Here is a 20,892-nt window from a genome sequence, read left to right as displayed (position 1 = left end):
TGTTGCTAATATGTAACTCCCAACTATAAAATCGCACTCTACAACCTGTTTTCCTTTATAAACTGTTCAAAAATGATTACACTATTTTTATTAAAACGTTGCTTTTTCTTTACGAGCCAAAGATTTCGTTTAAGCTGCACATTTTCTATCTTCGTTCTACACAACACCCCTTGTTCCAGTTCTCTTGCAACTACTAACTTCGAGACAATACTAACACCAAGTCCTGCTTCTACTGCACTTTTAATGGCTTGGGTGCTACCTAGGTCCATATAGCTTTGTATCTTATCCAATACTTGATGCTTTCTGAGGAAATTCTCAATAATTAATCTTGTACCAGAGGCTGGTTCTCGCCAAAGCATTTGCTCGCGCGCTAATTCTGCCATGTTGATCGCACCCCGCTCTGCCCATGGGTGTTCTGGGGAGTGAATAAGCACTAACTCGTCCTCTGCAATAGCTTCCACTAGAACATTATCATTCAATACCTCCCCTTCAACCAAGGCAAGGTCAATTACATCATCTAGCAATGCTTCGATTACGCGTGGAGTATTCTCTACCAATAGCGATACGTTAACAGTTGGATAGTTCTTTTTCAATTGACCTAACATCCCTGGGAGAAGGTACTCCCCAATCGTTAAACTAGCTCCAACTTTAAGGGAATCGTGATACCCCTTTAAATTGTCGGAAACGGCCGATTTTGAACGATTAAAATCTGCTACAATAGCTTTTGCAAACGGGTACAAAGTCTGTCCACTCTCTGTTAACGTTAACCTGCCGTCTGTTCGGTCAAATAACAGTGCATTATATGTTGTTTCCAACTGGTGGATCTGCTTGGTAACAGCCGGTTGGGAAACGTAAGATAACTTAGCTGCTTGACTGATACTACCTGTATCTACTACGAGACAAAAGATACTTAATGTATCTATATTCATGCTTATCCCTCCTTCTTATAACGTTATTTCTATAAGTATAAAGTGATAAACGAAAAAAACATACTATCTTTAGTATGTTTTATTAGAGGAAAGCGACCTCCACAATATTATATAGGTTAATAAAAATAATAACCAAAATCGTAACACTAAATATCTTGTCTATTTGGTTATCTGTCAGTTTAACGCTAAAATTTGAGCCGATAATCCCACCCAAAATTCCTCCAGGGATCATGTAAAGTAACATGGACAAATCATATTCCGCATATCCAGTGGTAAAGGCAATGAGCAGCAGTGCAGATAATTGAGAGAAAAATATAATAAAAATAGAATTAACAGCCGCACTCTTTGTATTCATAGCAAACAATAAAATCAACACCGTAACATTTAATGGCCCTCCACCAATTCCCAGAAATGCCGATAAAAAACCTAATGCAAGGCCGATGGTAAAAATGCCAGCTTTATTTTTAAAAGCAAACGATTTTACTTTATCTTTCTTTAGAAAATAAATAAAGACGAGCGTTAATAGCACCGCTAAGACAGAGGATTGGATAATTGCCGTGATGGTTGGAATGTTCATAGACACCGCAATAACGTTGAAGATACTCTTCCCTACAACCCCGCCAAGAATAGAGCCTCCAGCAAGAATGGAACTAACTGCTTTATCAATTTGTACTTCCTTATTCTTAAGTTTGATTAACGACATACTTGCCATTGCTAGAACGGTTGCAGCGGATAAGACACCTACGGTCGGTAAATCAAAATCACCAAAGAAATCTAACACTGGCTTGATAATGACCCCGCCACCTAAACCAGCAATAGCCCCAAGAGTGGAGGCGAGTAAACCAATAATAAAATATAAAACGAATATATCGACCAGCTCCCAAAACAAATACTTTACTACTTTAAAAGCTTAGCAAACAAACCTTCATTATAAAAATACCAATATGTCATAGGGTATAACCGATTGGTATGGGGTGCTGTTCAAAAGTATAAATTTGGTCATTTAATATTAAATTTAGTAGAAAAGCCAATATGTTTCGTATTTTTCAAGTATAATGAAGCATATTCAGATCATGCATATGATATTTCCTGGAGAGAATCCTATACATATGACGAAAAAACGATTAAAGAGGTTATATAATGAGTAAAAGAAGTTTTGCGGATTATCAAGTAAGCGACGAAATAAAAAGAGCACTTGCTGTGTTAAAATACGAAACGCCAACAGAAGTTCAAAGTAAAGTCATCCCATTAGCAATGGAGAACCAAGATCTTGTCGTAAAAGCTCAAACAGGTAGCGGAAAGACGGCTTCCTTTGGTATTCCTGTTTGCAATATGATTGAATGGGAGGAAAAGAAACCACAGGCTCTCATCCTTACCCCAACGCGGGAGCTTGCCGTTCAAGTCCGCGAAGATATCACGAATATCGGCAGGTTTAAACGTATGAAGGCAGTAGCCGTCTATGGAAAAGAACCTTTTACGAAACAAAAGGATGAATTGAAACAAAAAACGCATGTAGTTGTTGGGACACCCGGACGGGTCAAGGACCACATTGATCGAGAAACCCTAGATTTGGATCAAATAAAGTACCTTATCATAGATGAAGCGGATGAGATGCTTAATAGAGGTTTCATTGATGAAGTGGAAGCGATTATCCAAGCATTACCTTCAAACCGCGTAACCATGGTTTTTTCTGCTACCTTGCCTAAAGATGTTGAAAATCTTTGCCATAAATATATGATAGACCCTACTCATATAGAGATTGAATCGACTGGGGTAACGGCCGAGTCCATTGAACATTTCTTAATTAAAGTGAGAGAAGAAGAAAAGATTTCACTTCTTAAAGATATCACCGTTGTAGAAAATCCAGATAGCTGCCTGATTTTCTGCCGAACGAAAGAACATGTAGATACAGTGTACAGCGAACTAGATAAAGCTGGATATCCTTGTGAGAGACTCCACGGGGGACTGGAACAAGAAGACCGCTTTGCTGTTATGGAAGGGTTCAAAATGGGGAACTTCCGCTATCTCGTGGCCACCGATGTAGCTGCTAGAGGGATTGATATTGATAATGTAACACTCGTCATCAATTACGACGTTCCTATGGAAAAAGAGAGCTATGTACACCGAACCGGAAGAACCGGCCGTGCCGGTAATAAAGGAAAAGCCATGACATTTTCGACACCTTTTGAAGGAAAATTCCTTAAAGCAATTGAAAAATACATCGGTTTTGAGATACCTACTATAGAAGCTCCCAGCCCACAGGAAGTGGCTAGTGGAAAAGCTGCCTTCGAAGAAAAACTTAGCAGCAGACGCATTGTAAGAAATAATAAAACCGCCCGAATCAATCAAGACATTATGAAACTTCATTTCAATGGTGGCAAAAAGAAAAAGCTTCGTGCTGTTGATTTTGTTGGAACAATTGCCAAAATCCCAGGCGTCACAGCAGAGGACATCGGCATTATCACCATCCATGACCAAATGTCTTATGTCGATATCCTAAATGGAAAAGGCTCCGTCGTTATACAAGCCATGGAGAATACAACGGTCAAAGGAAAGAAACTAAAAGTAAACAAAGCAATTAAATAATAACTTAAAAAGAGTGGGTACAATTATCAAGTCAAAAGAAAAATGATAAGGAACTAGTAAGATCTCTAATCATCGCTTCAGAAATAAACTCCGCTTTCCGCGGGCGGCTGGTAAGTCTCCTCGTGCTAACGCACTCCGGGGCCTAACCTATGCCTATGCTCCCGCAGGAGTCTACGTTTATTTCCTACGCTAATTAAAAAGTCACTAGTTAAACCAAAAATCCTAACTTGATTATTGAAAACATAATCACAGTTAGGATTTCTCTTTACCAAAATTACTTTTATTCTTGCCCCTTTTTGTTCAACTAGGGTTTTGATCAAGTGAATTAGAAAGGCATAGAATAACCTTACTCGCTATAGGCAACCTTACCTTTTTACTTTAAGTTCTTAACACCGGTTTCTAATATCTCCATTTGCAGTAGTGTCTGCTCGTCTGTGATGGTTTTATCTTTACCATGTAGGATCGCTTCGTATACGTCATCATATACTCTTCCATAATCCCCATCTACAGACTTCACTTTTTCTTCGTGAACGGTACCTTCTTCATCGATATATGTCAGCACACCATAGTGGTTTATTGTATCGACACCAAAATCTTTGTTATCCGGCATGTAAAATAGCTTCAAATGTTCTTCCTGGCGATCTTTCGTTTCTTTGACAAAGGAGCCCTTCTTACCATGGACGACGAAGCTAGGCCTTTCCTTCAGTCTGAAGTAACTAGATTTTACAGATACTTTTAACCCGCCATAATATAAATCCAAATCGAAGTAATCATTTTTTCTTCCCTGTCCTAAAATCTGCCTTACGTCATAATGAATATCATCTGGCTTGCCGAAATAACTAATGACCTGATCTAGCGTATGACAGCCATGTTCATATAAAAAGGACGAAGCAGGGTCAAAAGAATGCACAGACTCAGGTACTTCAGGACGGTAGTAATCATAATGCATTTCTACTTCTAACAAGTCGCCTGTTTTCCCTTCTTCAATGACCTTTTGAACGGTTAAGAAATCACTATCAAAACGTCTATTTTGATACGCCTGCACAATTAAGTCCTTCTCTTTAGCCAACGCAAATATCTCTTTAGCCTGTTCTGAGGTTTCCATAAATGGCTTTTCAACCAAGCAGTGCTTATTATGTTCTAATACTAATTTAGCGTAATCATAATGGCTATCGTATCTTGTGCAAACCACAATGAGTTGGATATCCTCATCATTTAATAACGCATCTAAATCAGAGGTGTAATTTACCCCTGCAATCTTATCCCAATTATCATTCTCAGGTGTTCTTCGATAAATTGTTTTCACTTTAATATTGTCTCTTTGCAGCACGAATGGAAGATGATATCTGTTCGTGCTTTTCCCATTTCCTATATAACCGATCGTAAGCATAACTGCCTCCTAAAACATATTTTTATTGTTGCTCTTTAAAGTATGTGTTCAAAAAGGAGGTTGAAAAGGACCGAGAATTTCGAGGCGGCGAAGCATTGAGTACCGGAACGTATGCAATTAATACGTGAGGAACGGAAAGGCAAGCCAACGAAGAAATTCGATGCGTCATTTTTACCGGACTTTTTGAACAACCTCTTAAACAAGTATGAAAAAGTACCTCCTTAGGTTGATACGTTATCAAACCAGGAGGTACTTTTCTATTATATTTTTCGAAAAAGGTTCTATCGAAAAATTACATTAAACCAATTACGTGGAAGACAATACCTAGAACGAACAATCCAAGAATCATAATAATTGGAGAAACTTTCTTTCTAAGTAACCACATACATAGAAGGGTTAACGCCAATGCAGCTAAACCAGGAGATAAGTCATTCAAGTTATCTTGTAAGGTCGTGACCTTATACTCACTTAACGATCGCCCTGCGGCTTGCTGTTCTAATGCTGTTCTAATTCCTTCGGCACCAGAAGGCAGGTTCTCCCAATCGATATATGCACCTTCATCAAGTTTAATTTCCGAGACGGTTGGCGTAAAGGATATGGCTACCCACCGGTTAATTAAGGCACCAAGGATGAACATACCGAGTATCGAGGCTCCCTTGGTGATATCTTGAAGTAATCCGCCAGACAAGTCATCTGTGATTTTAGAACCGGCTTTGTAACCAAGCTCTTGTGTATACCACATGAAGCCCATACGAATCAGATTCCATAATACGAAGTAAAGAATAGGACCAAGAATATTACCGCTCATTGCTAGCGAAGCCGCTAGTGCACCAAGGATCGGTTTTACCGTAAACCAGAACAATGGATCCCCAATACCAGCTAAAGGTCCCATCATACCGACTTTAACCCCTTGAATGGCCTTGTCGTCTACCGGAGCACCATTTGCCCGTTCTTCTTCAAGCGCAAGCGTTACACCAATAATTGGTGATGCTACATATGGGTGTGTATTAAAAAACTCTAAGTGACGCTGCAATGCAGCAGAACGATCTTCTTTTGTTTTATATAATCGTTTGATTGCCGGGATCATAGAGAATGCCCAACCACCGTTTTGCATCCGTTCATAGTTCCAAGAACCTTGAATGAACATGGAACGGAACCAAATAGCTATACGATCTCTTTTTGATAATTTCAATCCTTTTTCCATTTTTTAAGCCTCCTCCTTTTAGTAGTTATCAATAATGTCGCCTAACGGATCACCAGTATTACCGCCTCCGCCATTACCAGAGCCACCTTGTTTTGATAATGCAATATAAATAAGTGCAAGTGCTACACCAATACCACCAAGACCTAAAAGGGTAAGAGATGGAATTGTTGCAATTACGAAACCAATCGCCAAGAATGGCCATACTTCTTTTGTAGCCATCATGTTAATAACCATCGCAAAACCAACCGCTACAACCATTCCGCCACCGACTGCTATACCGTCTGTCAACCAAGCCGGCATTGATTCAAGTAATTCTCTAACCGGACCTGCACCAATTGCTACAATTAATGCAGCAGGAATAGCAATACGCAAACCTTGCATAATGATCGCGATAATATGCCACATTTCAACTTTTCGGAAGTTACCCTCTTTCGCTGCGGCATCCATAAAGTGGACAAACGCTGTTGCAATCGTACGAACGATAATTGTCAATAGTAATCCAGCTACTGCAAGTGGTACTGCAATCGCGATTGCTGAGGAAACACCAGATTCCCCTTGTCCACCTAAAACTAAAATAATTGCTGATGCAACCGATGCTAATGCAGCATCCGGTGCTACGGCAGCCCCAATGTTTGCCCAACCTAAAGCAATCAATTGAAGGGTACCACCTAAGATAAGACATGGTATTAATTCTCCTGTAACTAAACCGATTAACGTACAAGCAATAATTGGCTGATGGAAGTGGAATTCATCCAAAATTCCTTCCACACCAGCTAAGAATGCTACGATAATAACGAGTATTATCTGAATAATAGTCAAATCCATGATTATTCATCCTCCTTTTTGTCTGGTAATTAAAATTATCTCTGTTTATCTAACTCTGCTTGAGCTCTTCTTAGAATTTCATCCATGTTGCCATATTGATCAGCTGGAACTTTACGTACATCAAAGTCCACGCCAAACTCTTTCAATTTGCGGAACGTATCGATATCATTTTGATCAAAAGCCAATACTTTATTCGGCTGTACTTTACCAGGTGAGTGGGACATCGAACCAACATTAATGGTTTCTAATGGAACGCCACCTTCCACTGCTCTAAGCACATCCTGCGGGTTTTCGAAAAGCAGTAACGCGCGCTGACCACCAAAGTGCTGATCATCCTTTGCAAGCTCGACCATTTTTTTAATTGGCACAACATGAGCCTTAACACCTGATGGAGCAGCCTGCTGGATCAATTTCTTACGAAGTTCATCCTCTGCTACCACATCGGATACGACAATAATTCGCGTAGGCTGTGTATTCTTTGTCCAGGCTGTTGCTACTTGTCCATGCAGCAAACGCGTGTCAATACGCGCTAACACGTAGTCAAATGTACCAGGAGCGCCTGTACTAGCTGGTCCGGCATCGGCCTTCGCGGTATCCGCTGGTTCCAACTCTTCAGGTTTTATTTTAACTGCTTCTTTAGCTGTTCCCAGAATCTGTTCAGCAACCTCATACGCTGTGTCCTTAGACATGCGCGCTGCATAAGATTCGATGACCATTGCTAAATTTAAACCAGTAACGATCGCCCATTTACCCTCTTGTTCATCAATCAAGCTGCTGGCTTGGTTGAAAGGAGTTCCACCCCAAAGATCAATTAAGAATAATACTTCGTCTTGATTGTCAAAAGAGGAGATTGCTTCTTTCATTTTTGCCTTTACGTCATTAGGCCCTTCGCTCGGCATCAATGTAACAGCTTTTACATTTTCTTGTTCTCCAAAGATCATTGCTCCAGATTGCAAGATACCAGTGGCAAATTCGCCGTGACTAGCAATGACAATTCCTACCATCACTTTACCTCCTATTAATTTGATCTGTTAAATCTTAAATATGATAAACTCCTTAAGTGTATTATTTCCCAGCTCAACTAAAACGATTACATTAGAAACAAAAAATAAAAAAGACATGAGTAAAAAGTAGATTAAAGGAAGGTAGAGGTATAGTAGGACCCTAGTTCTTCATGTTTAATCAATACTTTTCACTCATGCCTGATCGAATCAGTAACACGTAAAAAATATACGATGGCTATTAAGTTTTAGTTGCAAACGCTTCAATTATACCTCGAATAATAAGTATGTTAATACTTTAATGAGTTTATCTAAGAGTATTATAGCACTCCATTTTACCCATTTCAAGAAGTAAGTTATTATTTTTAACGCAGTTCCTTTTCACTACGAATCCTATTTAACGGCATAGTCAAATGCTCCTACAAAAATAGAATCGTTCTACCTTATCTAGTAAAATGACTACTTATTAAATTTACCTTTAAACCCACGTTTTATAACATCAAAGAAACCTAATGATTGAACCAAGCGATCCTCATCCACATACTCACGAATGGTTCGTAACACTTTCTTTGGATCCTTTGAGGAAAAGGTATATGTCCCGTCACTCTTTGTTTTAATTGCATAACGCGGAATCCACTTTCCTTTAAACATGACAGAAGCGATTACAGAATCCACTTCTTCCCACGGAATTTGAATAAACTTCCGAGCATCACGAGTGTTGTAGAATTCAAACCCTTTATCACCAATCATGATCTTACCATAATCGGTCATTCTTATATGTGAGGTTCCATTAATAACTAAATCAACTTTTGTGTTGATAGATTGGACCATTTGACCTACCTCATTTCTTTCTATTACTAAAAATCATTATACACGTTTTATAGCTCTAAGCCAAAAATGCTTTGGATAAGAGAATCCTAGCAAGACTTATTATTTCATTGGTCAATTCATCATTATAATAAAAAGCATGACATTCACCCAAAAGGCAGATTGGGCATAAGCTATTTAAAATGAGACTCCATTAAGGGAATTTACAAAATTTAATCCATTAAGGAAGTGACTCCTTGAAAAATTATTATTATGTAACGGCCAATACAGCCAAGGGATTTCTGAACTTACTACCTTCCAATATAGAAGGCCTCCAGCAAGTAATTAGTCTAAAACACCCTTCCCAAAAGGTAAAAGCAAAGATCCTCCGTCAATTGGTTCTAAAATATGAATCTACTAATGCAGTGGAAGTGTTGAAAAGTGCGTTAGGTGAGGATTACTTGGATGGTGTTGTTATTCGTGAAAAAGGGATCGCATTTTTAAATGATTCCATTGTGCCAAGTGATATGAACGGGGTTATCGAACTGGATTTAAGTAACTTTACACAGAAAACCTCGGTAAAAAACACAATTCAAAATGAAAACTTCAAGCACCACACCGAAAAGGCATATAAAAGTTTTGAAACAGGATTACGCATCCATGATGACCTGGAAGAAATCTATATAAAAGAGATGCATTTTGAAAAGGCAGATGAAATGACCGATAGATTTATTCAAGAAAGATTACAAGGGCAGCCAAAGAAGACCCGCGAAGCCCATGAATACCATCGCCTTTTTGGTACGACAACCGTGGATGGCCCTGTCAATGTCATCCCCCATATTACGGAAAACCTCTCCCATGTCTTTTATGTGAAAGGGCGTGCTGGAACAGGCAAATCTACCTTTATGAAGAAAGTAGTAAGTGCTTGTATAGAACATGGTTATGATACGGAAATTTATCATTGTAGTTTCGATCCAAATAGTCTTGATATGGTATTGGTCCCAGATTTACCTTTTTGTCTTTTTGACAGCACGGACCCCCATGAATTTTTTCCAACAAAGGAAAATGAAGAAGTCATTGATTTATACGAAGGGGCCGTTACACCTGGAACTGATGAAAAATATGCGGATGAAATTAACAAAGTAAATGACAATTACAAATCGTATATGAAAAAAGGCGTGGTAGAACTGAAAAAGGCAGGAGAATACTTGGAAGAGTTGGAGCATCAGTATTCCGTTACGGAACAAGAAGAGAAGGAAATACTCAAATTTATTGAGCAACAGGTCTAATAGTTTTGCGGATCTTTTATTATTTCCCCACGCTCCAGGTAAGATAAATCCACCAAGCAATCATTGGATTTATCCTTCAAATTCTGGGAGTTGTATGCTGTTTTTAAACCTTAAGTCCATTAGCTATCTTCCCCTTCAAAGGGGAATGGGAAAGGATCACTCACTTATTGAGCCTTTCTTACTGTAGGCTGTTCGGAGCTTAGCATTTTTGCATAATCCCTAGGGTGATGTCCTTGCTACTATAGAAGGGTACGCCCGTTTTTTTACGTTTCACTTCCAGTTTTCCCCACATACAATTTTACGATTCTGAATTTATCGCCCTAAGTTTGATATAATACAACCAAACGGAACACGAAGAGGTGCGCATGGAAGTTATACATTGGATGATAAAGAAAGTGCGACAGAGGATGATGGATCAGCAATATTCGATCGGTCAAACACTGGCTGGGCGATACAAAATAGAGAAAGTGTTACAGAATGGAAGTTACGGCATCATCTATTTGTGCTGGGACCTGGACGCCAGCCAAAGATGTGTAGCCAAACAGATGCGTAAGAGCAAGAAGAAAGAAAACGCGGAGAATTATAAGCAAGAGACAACAATTCTTCAGCTGCTAGACCATGCAGGCATTCCCAAATTAATAGAGATATTCGAGTATGAGGATGAGCAGTTCTTTTCCATGGAGTTTGTCGAGGGGAAAAACGTAGAAGATACGTTATTTGACAAAAAGCAGCAGTACAGTGAGAAAGAATGTCTAGAAATCATTAAAAAGCTAACTGCTATCATTTGCTATATTCACGACAAGGGCGTGTTCCATGGTGATATCCGAATTCCAAATGTCCTCCTTCACAACGATGAACTTCATCTAATTGATTTTGGTTTAGCACACAATTTGCATACAGACAACAAAGCAATAGATCGTAAAGAACAGTTAGCACGTGATGACTTTTTTGATATAGGGGATTTCCTGTTGTTTCTTCTCTACTCTTCCTATGATGGGGAAACGAAAAGGAATAGGCCCTGGACTGAAGAGCTAAGCCTCCATCCGAAAACAACCCATATCCTTAAACGATTGCTACAGATAGAATCGCCGTATCCCCAGTGTGAAGCTGTTCTTACAGATATCAGGGAAGCGATAAGCCTTCTATCAGCAAGTGATCACCGGGATAGCAGAACATAGTTGGACTTAAAAACTCCATTTAGCAGGGCGTGTAATCTTCCCACCAAATGGAGTCTTTTTGTAATTTATTCAAATAACGATCAGCTGCTAGAGTAACGGCCTTTTTTTCTGTAATGGCTTGAGCCACGATAGGCATTACGCCCACGTCGTCCGCTGCTGCTACTTCCGTAATATCTCCGCTTTTTTCCACTGCTAGAGCCATGACGACGGTATTTCGACCGACCACTGCTGCTACCACGTTTTTTCATCTCTTTGGAAATGCCTTTTAGGAACTTTTTAAACATTGAGTTCCCTCCTTTTGTGTATATACGAATGACCTTTTAGGTAGGTTTCATATATTCGGCTTACTCTTTAAGTATACCCATAAGGTAGGTAGTAGTAAACCGAACCAATTCACTTAGCTTTTTATTAGGAGATACCCGAAAATCTTACGTTATGCCACCATCGGTAGGCTTGATTCGATATAATGAGTCCTTACCCTGTTCACACTTTTAGAACGTACTATAAATTTTAAAGCTAAAAATTGCTACTTGATAAAATAGATGAAAGCTAGTAAACTATCTAAAGTGCTCGCTTATACTAAATACTAAATTAATATAACCTGTATAACCTCAGAATATGGCTTGAGGGTGTCTACCAGGAACCTTAAAATCCTGATTACAGAAAATGAGTTAAATCATTTTTTGTAATCAGGATTTTTTTATTATTTTTTAATTCGAAAGGAAGTAAGAAGATGAATTTAAAAGTTTTTATACTCGCATTATCTACTGTAGCGGTTGGCCTTGTTGAATTAGTCGTTGGTGGAATTCTTCCAACCATCGCAAACGATTTAAACATCTCATTAAGCTCTGCTGGACAACTAATCACGGTGTTCGCACTCATTTATGCTGTTTCCGGACCTGTGTTACTAGTCCTAACAAGCAAAATGGAGCGAAAAAAGTTATATCTCATATCCTTGTCTATTTTCTTTATCGGAAATATCATGACCTATTTCAGTCCGAACTTTACCTTCATGATGGTTGCAAGGGTCATTACCGCCATGAGTACAGCACTCATCGTAGTACTTTCGTTAACCATTGCTTCAAAAGTGGTTTCACCAGCACATCGAGCAAAGGCTCTAGGCCTTGTTTACATGGGGATTAGCTCATCGCTTGTTATGGGAGTGCCACTGGGAATTCTGATTTCCGATCAATTCGGCTGGCGCGTTATTTTTCTCGGAATTGCGTTGTTATCGATCGGTTCTTTTGTGCTTATTTCCATCTTTTTAGATCGATTCCCTGGCGAAAAAACGATTCCACTATCAAAACAACTAAAAGCAGTGAGTAGCGCAAAATTAGGGAGTGCACATCTCGCGACCATGTTTATGCTAGCAGGACATTACACGCTTTATGCGTACTTCACACCATTTTTAGAAACGGAACTCCATTTGAATTCTAGTTGGCTTAGCATCTGTTATCTATTATTTGGGATTGCAGCAGTAAGTGGCGGCGCATTTGGAGGATTTCTTTCCGATTCAATTGGAGCTCCAAAAAGCATCATTGCAGTGATTGTTTCCTTTGCTGTTGTGCTATTTATACTGCCATTTACAACTTTCTCACTTATTGTATTCCTGCCAATTATGATGATTTGGGCAGCATTAAGCTGGAGTCTAGCTCCACCACAACAAAGCTATTTGATTCAAACAGATCCTGCTACATCTGATATTCAGCAAAGCTTTAATAATTCAGCATTACAAATAGGGATCTCTCTCGGATCAGCATTTGGTGGTGTTGTACTAAATCAAACTGGAAATGTTTCCAGTACAGCTTGGTTTGGCGGCGTGATTGTCCTCATCTCCCTAGCATGCGCAGTCTTTTCTTTAACAAGGAAAACAAAAGGAAGCGAAAAGACAAAGGAGAGTTTTGTAGTAGAGCGTCCTTTACAGGAACAAAACTAAACTGATTGGAGAGTTCGCTAGCTGAACTCTCCATTTTTTTAAATCTCTCTGTTAACTTTATTGAAATGAGGGTATATATCTAGAATAATAGATAGTAGAAATTAATACATAAGGAAGTGAACAACATGAAAAAATCAGCATTGCTATTCTCAGGAGTGCTTATCCTGTTTTTCCTGATCGCTTGTTCGGAAAACACCACTACCCAAGAGAATGAAAAAAGTGAAGAAGAACCAGCACAGGAAGAGGGAGCTTCAGATGAGAAGGAAGATAAGAAAGAAACAGAAGAAGAGAAGCCCACTCAACCTTACAAAGCAATGGAACCAGCAGAAGATGCTTCTCCTCTAAAAGAAACGTTATCTGAAGAGGAGATTGAAAAGATGCCTAGTGAAGAAGCTCGCGGAGGGGATCGTACTAGAATGGTTCCAGTCGGAGAAACATTGGTAAAAGGAGCCGATGATCTAACCGATGGTCCATTAAAGAATCATAGACTCGTGGCTTATTACGGACATCCTAACTCTAGCAATATGGGGATATTGGGAGAAATGGAACCAGATGAATTGATGGAGAAATTAAAAGAGCAGACCCAAGCATATTCAGATGCAGATCCTTCACGCCCTGCTGTGCCAATGATTGAACTCATTTCTACCGTAGCACAGCGCGACCCGGGGACTGAAGGGACGTACGTCCATCCAACTCCACCAGAGAAAATTGACGAATATGCCAAACTAGCTGAAGAAAATGATGCGTTACTTATGCTGGATGTCCAACTCGGAACAGATTCCGTCATCAATCAAGTTAAATCACTAGAGAAATGGCTTAAGATGCCTCATGTGCACCTAGCTATTGATACCGAATTCCATGTAAAAGAGGGAGAAACTCCGGGTATCGACCTTGGCCAAGTAGACGGGGCTGAAGTGCAAGAAGCGGTGGATTACTTGACGGAAATGGTGGAAGAAAATGATTTACCAGATAAAATTGTCCTCGTCCATCAGTTTATGGACGAAGCATTAACGAACAAAGATGCCATTCAACCAACCGAAAATGTAGAAGTGGCATTGAACTATGACGGGTGGGGCGATTCTGCCACCAAGATGTCACTCTATCGCAAATTCGTCCGAAACGAAGCAGTCCAATACGGTGGATTTAAAATCTTTTATAACAAAGATGAGCCTGTGTTGAGTCCGGAAGAGGTCTTGAAGCTAGATCCTAACCCGGCGATAATTAATTATCAGTAAGAATAATATTACCATTGGTTTAAAAAGGAGTTAGGACAAATATACTCACCGTCAAATGAACAGACGGCAACTTCTGAGAGTTAATGTAATTTCAAAATTAATGTTCCAAAAGAGAAAACAAAGCATGGGGGCGACTTTATCAATCGTCCCTGTTTCTCTTCCGTTCACTATACATAATTCTTTTCAGTGTTATTTCCACCCCATCTTTAGAATGAGTTTTTGGAATAGCACCAATTCGCATTTCATATGAAATTAATTCCCACTCCAAGTATATTCCCATTCTCTCCATGCTTCTCTCGAAATTAACAAAAAACATTTTGTATTAATAGAGTTAAACAATAGGATACATATTGATACCTTTGTTAATTGATGTTAATTCATATATTCTTGTTATGAGAGATGAGGGAAGGATTTTGATTTGATAATAACTGATTTACCAAAACATCATGATAGCTTTAAAGAAATGAGTCAAGTGACCAATATCATCTCAGTAGCTGAATAAAAGGAGAATAAAAATGGATATACAATTAACACAGCTAACACCACCGAAAATTCATCATAATAATCAATCCGTTATTTTAACAGACGAAACATTAGCCCAACGCCACACAAATTTCTTGGGAAAAATGAAAGAACATCAAGTGGATACAGCAATTATATATGCTGACCGTGAACATGGTGCCAACTTCGAATATTTCACTGGGTTTATTCCCCGCTTTGAAGAGGCCTGTCTTGTTTTGCACAGCAACGGAAAAAGCTATTTATTGCTAGGTAATGAAAATTTAAAGTTAGCAAGTAAATCACGAGTGAGAGCAGAAGCCATTCATGTTCCTTACTTTTCCTTGCCTAATCAACCCATGAATAATGAAAAGGAACTAGCTCAATATTTTAAAGAAGCCGATATTTCTCCAGACTCTAAAGTTGGCTTAATTGGTTGGAAAATGTTTACGAGCACCGTTTATGAGAATAACGACCTTTTTGACATCCCTTATTTTGTTGTAAATGAATTGAAAAAGTATGTGACACAAGGAAAGGTGTTCAACTTTTCGCCAGCCCTCCTTTCTCCTCTTGAAGGAATTCGCACTGTTAATAATGCGAATGAAATTGCTCATTATGAATACGGAGCAACATTAGCTGGGTCTCGTTTATATCAAGCGCTACAAAGTATTGAGGTGGGGAAGACCGAAAAAGAAATTGCTTCCATCCTGGCGTCGGATGGACAGCCGAATTCCGTTACGACCGTTACTGCTGCAGGTGCTAGATTTACAAACGCCATAATCTATCCAAGGGATAAAGCAATCCATTATAAAGATAACTTTTCCATTACAGTAGGCTATAAAGGTGGATTAAGCAGTCGTGTGGGCTATGTAGTGGAAGAGCCCGAGCAATTACCAGAAGAGCAAAAAGACTATCTTGAGCGTCTAGCAAAGCCTTACTTTACTGCTTATGCGACTTGGTTAGAATCCATCAAAATCGGTCAATCAGGCAAAGATATGTATGAAATCATAGAAGAGGTCTTGCCTAAAAAGGACTATGGATGGTCCTTAAACCCGGGCCACTTCACAAGTGATGAAGAATGGCTATCCTCGCCCTTCACGAAGGATTCAACAGCTGTCGTTAAAAGTGGTCAAATGTATCAGATTGACATTATCCCAAGTGTTCCAGGTTATGCAGGAGCATCATGTGAAGAACCAATTGCCATTGCAGATAAAACATTGCAAGCAGATATTAAAAACACTTATCCAGAGGTATGGGATAGAATTCAAACGAGAAGAAGCTATTTACAAGATGTTTTGAATCTGTCCATTAGCGAAGAATTACTCCCATTAAGCGATACAGTCGCCTTTTATACCCCGCTCCTGTTAAATAAAACATTGGCATTTAGTAAAAAACAATAACTTTTTTAAGCCAGGATCTGCAACGATGTCATACAGATCCTGGCTTAAATGCTAAATAAGAAGTTATGTCGTAGCTGGCGAAGACGATGCTTGCTCAGCCTTCACACAGTCTATCGCTATGACGAGCGCAATTATGATAGTCTCCATCTCTTCGTTCAGTACTTGAGCCTTGTAGCTATCTCCCCATGTAAACCATTCTTTATTCACTTTCCCAACAACTTCCCCATGCTGTAATACTTCAAAGTTCATATCCCACCAGTTACCATGCACTTCTATCCCAGCAGCATCAATAGAATAGCGTGCTTTAAAGAAAGAAAACTCTTTATTAATCGTTAATACCTCTTGGCCGTTTACCTCAACATAAAATTTCGGCAGGAAGCTGATCACCTTTTTCGTTATAAGTGCAACCTCTGCTCCAGCTGTATTCGAGATGGAGAATGTTTTTGGGATTTTCATAAAACTTCCCTCTACATAATAAGCATCATTCTTCTGATGGTCCTTTATCGTGAACTTGTCGTTAAAACTCATCACTTTTTGTTTTATAAACAATTGTTTCAAAATAAGAACACCCTTCCTTTGGTGGGAAACTTATCTATTTAGTCACTGAAGTATTTCCTATTGTACGATTTTATCGCTTATGAGGTTTCGTATTATCAATAAGGGAATCATGGTTATTCCCAGTTTTGTCATATATTTTTAAAATTTAATTTTATATCGACACTTACAAAATCTACAGAAGCATTAAAACTTATGTTAAAATTTGTAATATACTTTAATACTGAAATCGATAAAGGGAAGTTGATTAATATATGAATAAAACCCACGAAATACTTAAGAAGTACAATAAAATCCTAAAAAATCTTACGGGTTTCTTTTTTGTTGTTGGAGTACTCTCGTTTTTTTACTCTCTAATTAGAGGTGGAGAAATAAATATAGAGGCAATTCTTTTAGTAGTTTTGATGTTAACTGGATACATATATTTTAAGAAAATATAAGATATAAGGGAGTAAAAAGAGTATCGCAACTCCATTTATTCCCTTTTTATTCATTTTCTGTTCGTCACTTCGTAATTTCACCGGCCTTACTCAAAATGCCCTTCAACCTACTCTCAATATCTCTCCAGTTTTCAGCCAAATCAACACTACATATTTTCATGTGAAAACCTTGTATTTTATAATTAAAATAAAATGATTGGTATACTCTTGGGTACAACAAAATACCAACCGCTTTATCACCATTTCGCTTTCTATTGTCATTCTCTAAATAGGCATATAGCTGGTATAAATGTCCGCTACGAATAATTTCCTTGCCCTTAAATTCCAGCAAACCGTGCTGATAGAACTTTGTATCAATAATGTATTTTTGGTTTTCAATTATCATAGAAATATCCGTATGCATTAAAGGCAAATATTCATTTTTCTCACCGATTGCTCCCCAATCCAACGTTTCGCTTCTGGCATTAGATCCTGGATGTTCACGCCTGTAAAAGTTTTTAACAAAATTCTCAAAGAGCATTGCCATTTTCATATGATCACGGGAAAAATCATTAAATGCTGATTCTCCTGATCCCTCATGCAATAACACATTTTCAGAAATAAATTGACAAATATTCAATATAAATCGGTAATGTTGATTATTTCGATGTAATGTAACCTGGTTAAAGAACTTGGGTTTTAATTCAATTCTTGAAATGCTTCGAAAGTACATCAACATCCTTTTTAAGTCTTCATAATATTCTTTTTCCAAATGCTCATACATACTCAATCGAAGTAATGTTGCTTTAATTAATTGATTATGCAAAATATCATCGATAAACTCTTCATGTTTAATATGCATCTTTCCTCTTTTATAGGAAAAGTTTTCAATTGATTCTTTAAAAATCACCTTACCCCGTATAACCCCTGACTCTTCTCTCACTGGGGTGTACTCCTTATAAAATCCTCTTTTGACTAAAGATTTACCCTTTAAAATAAGAATCTTACTCAATAGATTAATAATATCTTTTTCATCTTCACTATACACATCTATCATGCGACTTTCGTGGGGATGGTCCCAAGCATATGCCAACATATAGTAAATATTCTTAACAGGGATTTTACTGGTATCGGTTGAGGAGTTCATGAACCTTATCCTCCTGATCAAACCAATATTCTTGTAAAAGTGGTTCAATTTCTAACCGTAGAACACGTTCAAACCATCCCTGTTCATCTTCAATATCATGGTCTGGTGTAAAATAACTATGTCCAATTTCAAACCCTTTACCCAGATTAACTTTGTCATTCACAATCTCTGTATTTATTTCTTTCATAAGTGAATCAATTGTATCAATAAAGCCCTGACTAATACCTTTCGTCTGCAAATACTCTTTAAATGAATCTGTATTAAACCCTGGCTCTAACTCAATAAAAGCAAACCGACGCCGCAATGCATAATCCACCATAGCTAGTGAACGGTCAGCTGTATTCATTGTACCAATTACATATACATTTTCGGGAATGTAAAAATGTTCTCCTTCTCTGCTGTATGTGGTCTGTATTTCAAATTCTTTTCCACGTTTATCCGCTTCAATCAACATCATTACTTCGCCAAATATTTTAGATAAGTTGCCGCGGTTTATTTCATCAATGATGAAATAAAAATTCTCTTCAGGCTGCTCCTGTGCTTTCCTACAAAATCTATAAAACAATCCATCCTGTAGCACGAAATGACCTTCCGTATTTGGCTTAAACCCGCGAATAAACTCCTCATAGGAATAGGATTGATGAAACTGGATCATCTCAATGTTATCAGGAGATTTAGAACCCATATGATAATAAGCTAGACGTTTCGCTACAAACGTTTTACCGACTCCTGGAGGTCCTTGCAATATAATATTCTTCTTATAGTCTAACGATTCTATTGCATCTTCTACTTTTTCTAGGTCCATAAACAAGTCACTTGTTATGTGTTCCGTTGTATAGGGTTCACTTTCGTTTACTACGTATTCACTTTCAGGCTCTTTAATAATTTCTATCTTCTGCAAGACTTCCTGTAAAAAATCTTCATATGGAGTGATATCTGTTAACGTCTTCTGATGAATAGGCAAGTCGGAAACATCCCATTCACCATACCTGATCCATTCGACATTTCTAAAAGAATGTTGGGCACCATTTTCCGGACTATATTGGTAAGCAGACGTTACCTGCCCAAATGCAACCAATTGAGATGTACCAGCTTTAATGAAGACATAATCTCCCTCTTTTATTTCTCTGACAAACTGCTCGTTGGCTAATGCGTCATTTCTGGGGTTGTGATCATAATTATGCTTTTCTTTCAACGACTGCGCTATTTCTTTCTTATCTTTATAATTCCTCAAATCACCTAGTACGTTCCAGCCGATAGATATTTGTTCATTATCCCTAAAATAATCCCAATACCTACCGTTCTCACCTGCAGCAAGTAACCAGTATTTAGGTGCTTCTTTCTCAATGGCGTGTTTATCCTTAAATTTATCAAAAATAAAACTGAAAAACTGATCGACTTCATAATAGATTGGCAGATTGGTTTTTCTTCCCACAACATTTCCGTAAGTTGCTGCTATATCATGCTCTTTTATTGCTTTTTGAAACTTTATAAACTTAGAAGAAAAAGTATCGCCTCTCTGATAACCAGGGTCTATTTCCAATTCATTTTCGACCGCTACTCGATCCCGCTGGTTATAAAAACAGTAATCTTCCGGGAAAACATTGCCTATTATTTCACTAAGAGCACTTGATCCAATACCGAACAATTTATACTGTTCATTATTCAAAAACTGTTCCATACGATACTCCAATGGGTCACTTCCATAAATTAAATAAAGAAAGGACGAGCGATATTTCTCTATGGAAGCATTCTTCTTTCCAAATGCACGACCTTTTGCAAGTGGCATCCGGTATGCATTAACATGTTCACCTATTTGCTGAAAGTCTTCCCACTCCATTGACTCAATATATTCCGGGTCTCTGAACTTTTGAAAATAACGATAACTGTCTTCCAAGTACTCAAATTCCTTAGAGAAATTATCATATTCATCTTTATAATAAAGTAAGTATCTTTCAATTAATGATTTATCCAACCTTTTTTCTACCAGCTCAGGATCCTTCCAAAATCTTAGTAATGTATCAAATTCATCATCAATTAATTTGTAGTTAGTTAACTGCGCTAGCCTCATGATTAATAGATTTCGAGTTTCAGGGAGTTCCTTTAACTTATGACGAAGAAGCATACCTCCCGACTCATTCAACCGCGTTTCTTTAACTTCTAATTCAACTTGTGAATAAGCCCCTCCATTATCCGTCGGCTCTGAGTAAACCTCAGTTAAAGCAATGATACCCCCAGTATTTTTATCACCGCCGTCTGAACGCCAAATAAACACCTGATCGCCTGTCTTAACCTCATGCGTATGTTGCTTTTGACGAATACTCCAGTCGATGATTTTCCCATCTTTCACGTACTGATTAATATCATGCAGGTCAGGATACTTGTCCTCATTTATAGTGAATTGCTTAGGGTTCCCTTGGAAGATCCACTTTGGCATAAACATACTCCCCCTGTTAAAATCTTTTGTTTAAGTATATTAAGAAATTCACTTAA

At 38.3% G+C, this 20,892-nt stretch carries 18 protein-coding genes and 1 riboswitch; of the genes, 7 read left to right on the top strand and 11 right to left on the bottom strand.

The genetic code is table 11. The features are described 5' to 3' along the window. Nucleotides 1-38: 38 nt before the first annotated feature. Together ACTWPF_RS01090 and ACTWPF_RS01085 are read right to left on the bottom strand one after the other, a co-directional pair. Nucleotides 39-929: a LysR family transcriptional regulator gene (locus tag ACTWPF_RS01090; protein ID WP_443148029.1), complete on the bottom strand. Its 891-nt coding sequence runs from the start codon at nt 927-929 to the stop codon at nt 39-41. 82 nt (nt 930-1,011) lie between these two features. Further along, nucleotides 1,012-1,818, bottom strand: a complete 807-nt coding sequence (locus ACTWPF_RS01085) for a sulfite exporter TauE/SafE family protein (RefSeq protein ID WP_443148028.1) — start codon at nt 1,816-1,818, stop codon at nt 1,012-1,014. Nucleotides 1,819-2,069: 251 nt separating this feature from the next. On the opposite strand from ACTWPF_RS01085, the gene ACTWPF_RS01080 reads away from it, so the two are divergent. Next, nucleotides 2,070-3,515, top strand: a complete 1,446-nt coding sequence (locus ACTWPF_RS01080; RefSeq protein ID WP_443148027.1) for a DEAD/DEAH box helicase — start codon at nt 2,070-2,072, stop codon at nt 3,513-3,515. 373 nt (nt 3,516-3,888) lie between these two features. Here the strand turns inward: ACTWPF_RS01080 and ACTWPF_RS01075 are convergent, their stop codons facing one another. The 5 genes from ACTWPF_RS01075 to ACTWPF_RS01055 form a co-directional block, all read right to left on the bottom strand. After that, complete coding sequence (locus ACTWPF_RS01075) at nt 3,889-4,905, bottom strand: oxidoreductase (RefSeq protein ID WP_443148026.1); 1,017 nt, start codon at nt 4,903-4,905, stop codon at nt 3,889-3,891. A gap of 292 nt (nt 4,906-5,197) precedes the next feature. Continuing rightward, entirely contained in the window at nt 5,198-6,109 is a 912-nt protein-coding gene (locus tag ACTWPF_RS01070) for a PTS system mannose/fructose/sorbose family transporter subunit IID (RefSeq protein ID WP_238017356.1), read from the bottom strand. A gap of 18 nt (nt 6,110-6,127) precedes the next feature. Continuing rightward, nucleotides 6,128-6,934: a PTS mannose/fructose/sorbose transporter subunit IIC gene (locus tag ACTWPF_RS01065; RefSeq protein ID WP_443148025.1), complete on the bottom strand. Its 807-nt coding sequence runs from the start codon at nt 6,932-6,934 to the stop codon at nt 6,128-6,130. Nucleotides 6,935-6,969: 35 nt separating this feature from the next. After that, on the bottom strand, nt 6,970-7,938 hold the full coding sequence (locus tag ACTWPF_RS01060; RefSeq protein ID WP_238017352.1) for a mannose/fructose/sorbose PTS transporter subunit IIA: 969 nt from the start codon (nt 7,936-7,938) through the stop codon (nt 6,970-6,972). 456 nt (nt 7,939-8,394) lie between these two features. Continuing rightward, entirely contained in the window at nt 8,395-8,766 is a 372-nt protein-coding gene (locus ACTWPF_RS01055; protein WP_106898342.1) for a DUF956 family protein, read from the bottom strand. A 233-nt stretch (nt 8,767-8,999) separates the two neighbouring features. Between ACTWPF_RS01055 and ACTWPF_RS01050 the strand changes: the two genes are divergently transcribed. The 3 genes from ACTWPF_RS01050 to ACTWPF_RS01040 all read left to right on the top strand — a co-directional run bounded on the left by ACTWPF_RS01050 (nt 9,000) and on the right by ACTWPF_RS01040 (nt 11,209). Next, nucleotides 9,000-10,031, top strand: coding sequence for a hypothetical protein (locus tag ACTWPF_RS01050; RefSeq protein ID WP_443148024.1), 1,032 nt, complete (start codon nt 9,000-9,002; stop codon nt 10,029-10,031). Nucleotides 10,032-10,410: 379 nt separating this feature from the next. Then, a complete protein-coding gene (locus ACTWPF_RS01045; RefSeq protein WP_443148871.1) occupies nt 10,411-10,584 on the top strand; it encodes a hypothetical protein in 174 nt (57 codons plus the stop codon). Next, nucleotides 10,532-11,209, top strand: coding sequence for a protein kinase family protein (locus ACTWPF_RS01040; RefSeq protein ID WP_443148837.1), 678 nt, complete (start codon nt 10,532-10,534; stop codon nt 11,207-11,209). Before ACTWPF_RS01045 ends, ACTWPF_RS01040 begins: the two co-directional genes overlap by 53 nt. 19 nt (nt 11,210-11,228) lie before the next feature. Here ACTWPF_RS01040 and ACTWPF_RS01035 read toward each other — a convergent pair whose 3' ends face one another. After that, nucleotides 11,229-11,435 carry a hypothetical protein gene (locus tag ACTWPF_RS01035; protein WP_443148023.1) on the bottom strand — a complete coding sequence of 69 codons (207 nt, stop codon included), beginning with the start codon at nt 11,433-11,435 and terminating at the stop codon, nt 11,229-11,231. A 355-nt stretch (nt 11,436-11,790) separates the two neighbouring features. Beyond that, nucleotides 11,791-11,889, top strand: a riboswitch (purine riboswitch). A 53-nt stretch (nt 11,890-11,942) separates the two neighbouring features. Between ACTWPF_RS01035 and ACTWPF_RS01030 the strand changes: the two genes are divergently transcribed. The 3 genes from ACTWPF_RS01030 (at nt 11,943) to ACTWPF_RS01020 (ending at nt 16,278) form a co-directional block, all read left to right on the top strand. Then, nucleotides 11,943-13,145, top strand: a complete 1,203-nt coding sequence (locus tag ACTWPF_RS01030) for an MFS transporter (RefSeq protein WP_443148022.1) — start codon at nt 11,943-11,945, stop codon at nt 13,143-13,145. A gap of 125 nt (nt 13,146-13,270) precedes the next feature. Beyond that, nucleotides 13,271-14,380, top strand: a complete 1,110-nt coding sequence (locus ACTWPF_RS01025) for a hypothetical protein (protein ID WP_443148021.1) — start codon at nt 13,271-13,273, stop codon at nt 14,378-14,380. A gap of 515 nt (nt 14,381-14,895) precedes the next feature. Next, nucleotides 14,896-16,278 carry a M24 family metallopeptidase gene (locus ACTWPF_RS01020; protein WP_443148020.1) on the top strand — a complete coding sequence of 461 codons (1,383 nt, stop codon included), beginning with the start codon at nt 14,896-14,898 and terminating at the stop codon, nt 16,276-16,278. 63 nt (nt 16,279-16,341) lie between these two features. On the opposite strand, the gene ACTWPF_RS01015 is transcribed toward ACTWPF_RS01020, so the two are convergent. The 3 genes from ACTWPF_RS01015 to ACTWPF_RS01005 all read right to left on the bottom strand — a co-directional run bounded on the left by ACTWPF_RS01015 (nt 16,342) and on the right by ACTWPF_RS01005 (nt 20,836). Then, on the bottom strand, nt 16,342-16,836 hold the full coding sequence (locus ACTWPF_RS01015) for an LURP-one-related/scramblase family protein (RefSeq protein ID WP_443148019.1): 495 nt from the start codon (nt 16,834-16,836) through the stop codon (nt 16,342-16,344). Between the two features lie 501 nt (nt 16,837-17,337). After that, a complete protein-coding gene (locus ACTWPF_RS01010; protein ID WP_443148018.1) occupies nt 17,338-18,399 on the bottom strand; it encodes a 5-methylcytosine restriction system specificity protein McrC in 1,062 nt (353 codons plus the stop codon). Then, nucleotides 18,374-20,836: an AAA family ATPase gene (locus ACTWPF_RS01005; RefSeq protein WP_443148017.1), complete on the bottom strand. Its 2,463-nt coding sequence runs from the start codon at nt 20,834-20,836 to the stop codon at nt 18,374-18,376. The genes ACTWPF_RS01010 and ACTWPF_RS01005 overlap by 26 nt, the downstream gene beginning before the upstream one ends. Nucleotides 20,837-20,892: the final 56 nt, after the last annotated feature.

It is taken from the genome of Oceanobacillus sp. M65 (genome assembly GCF_052246275.1).
GTDB classification, from domain to species: Bacteria; Bacillota; Bacilli; order Bacillales; family Amphibacillaceae; genus Oceanobacillus_B; species Oceanobacillus_B jordanicus.
The sequence above is the reverse complement of the archived record's forward strand: the minus strand, read 5'-3'. Positions and strand labels throughout refer to the sequence as shown.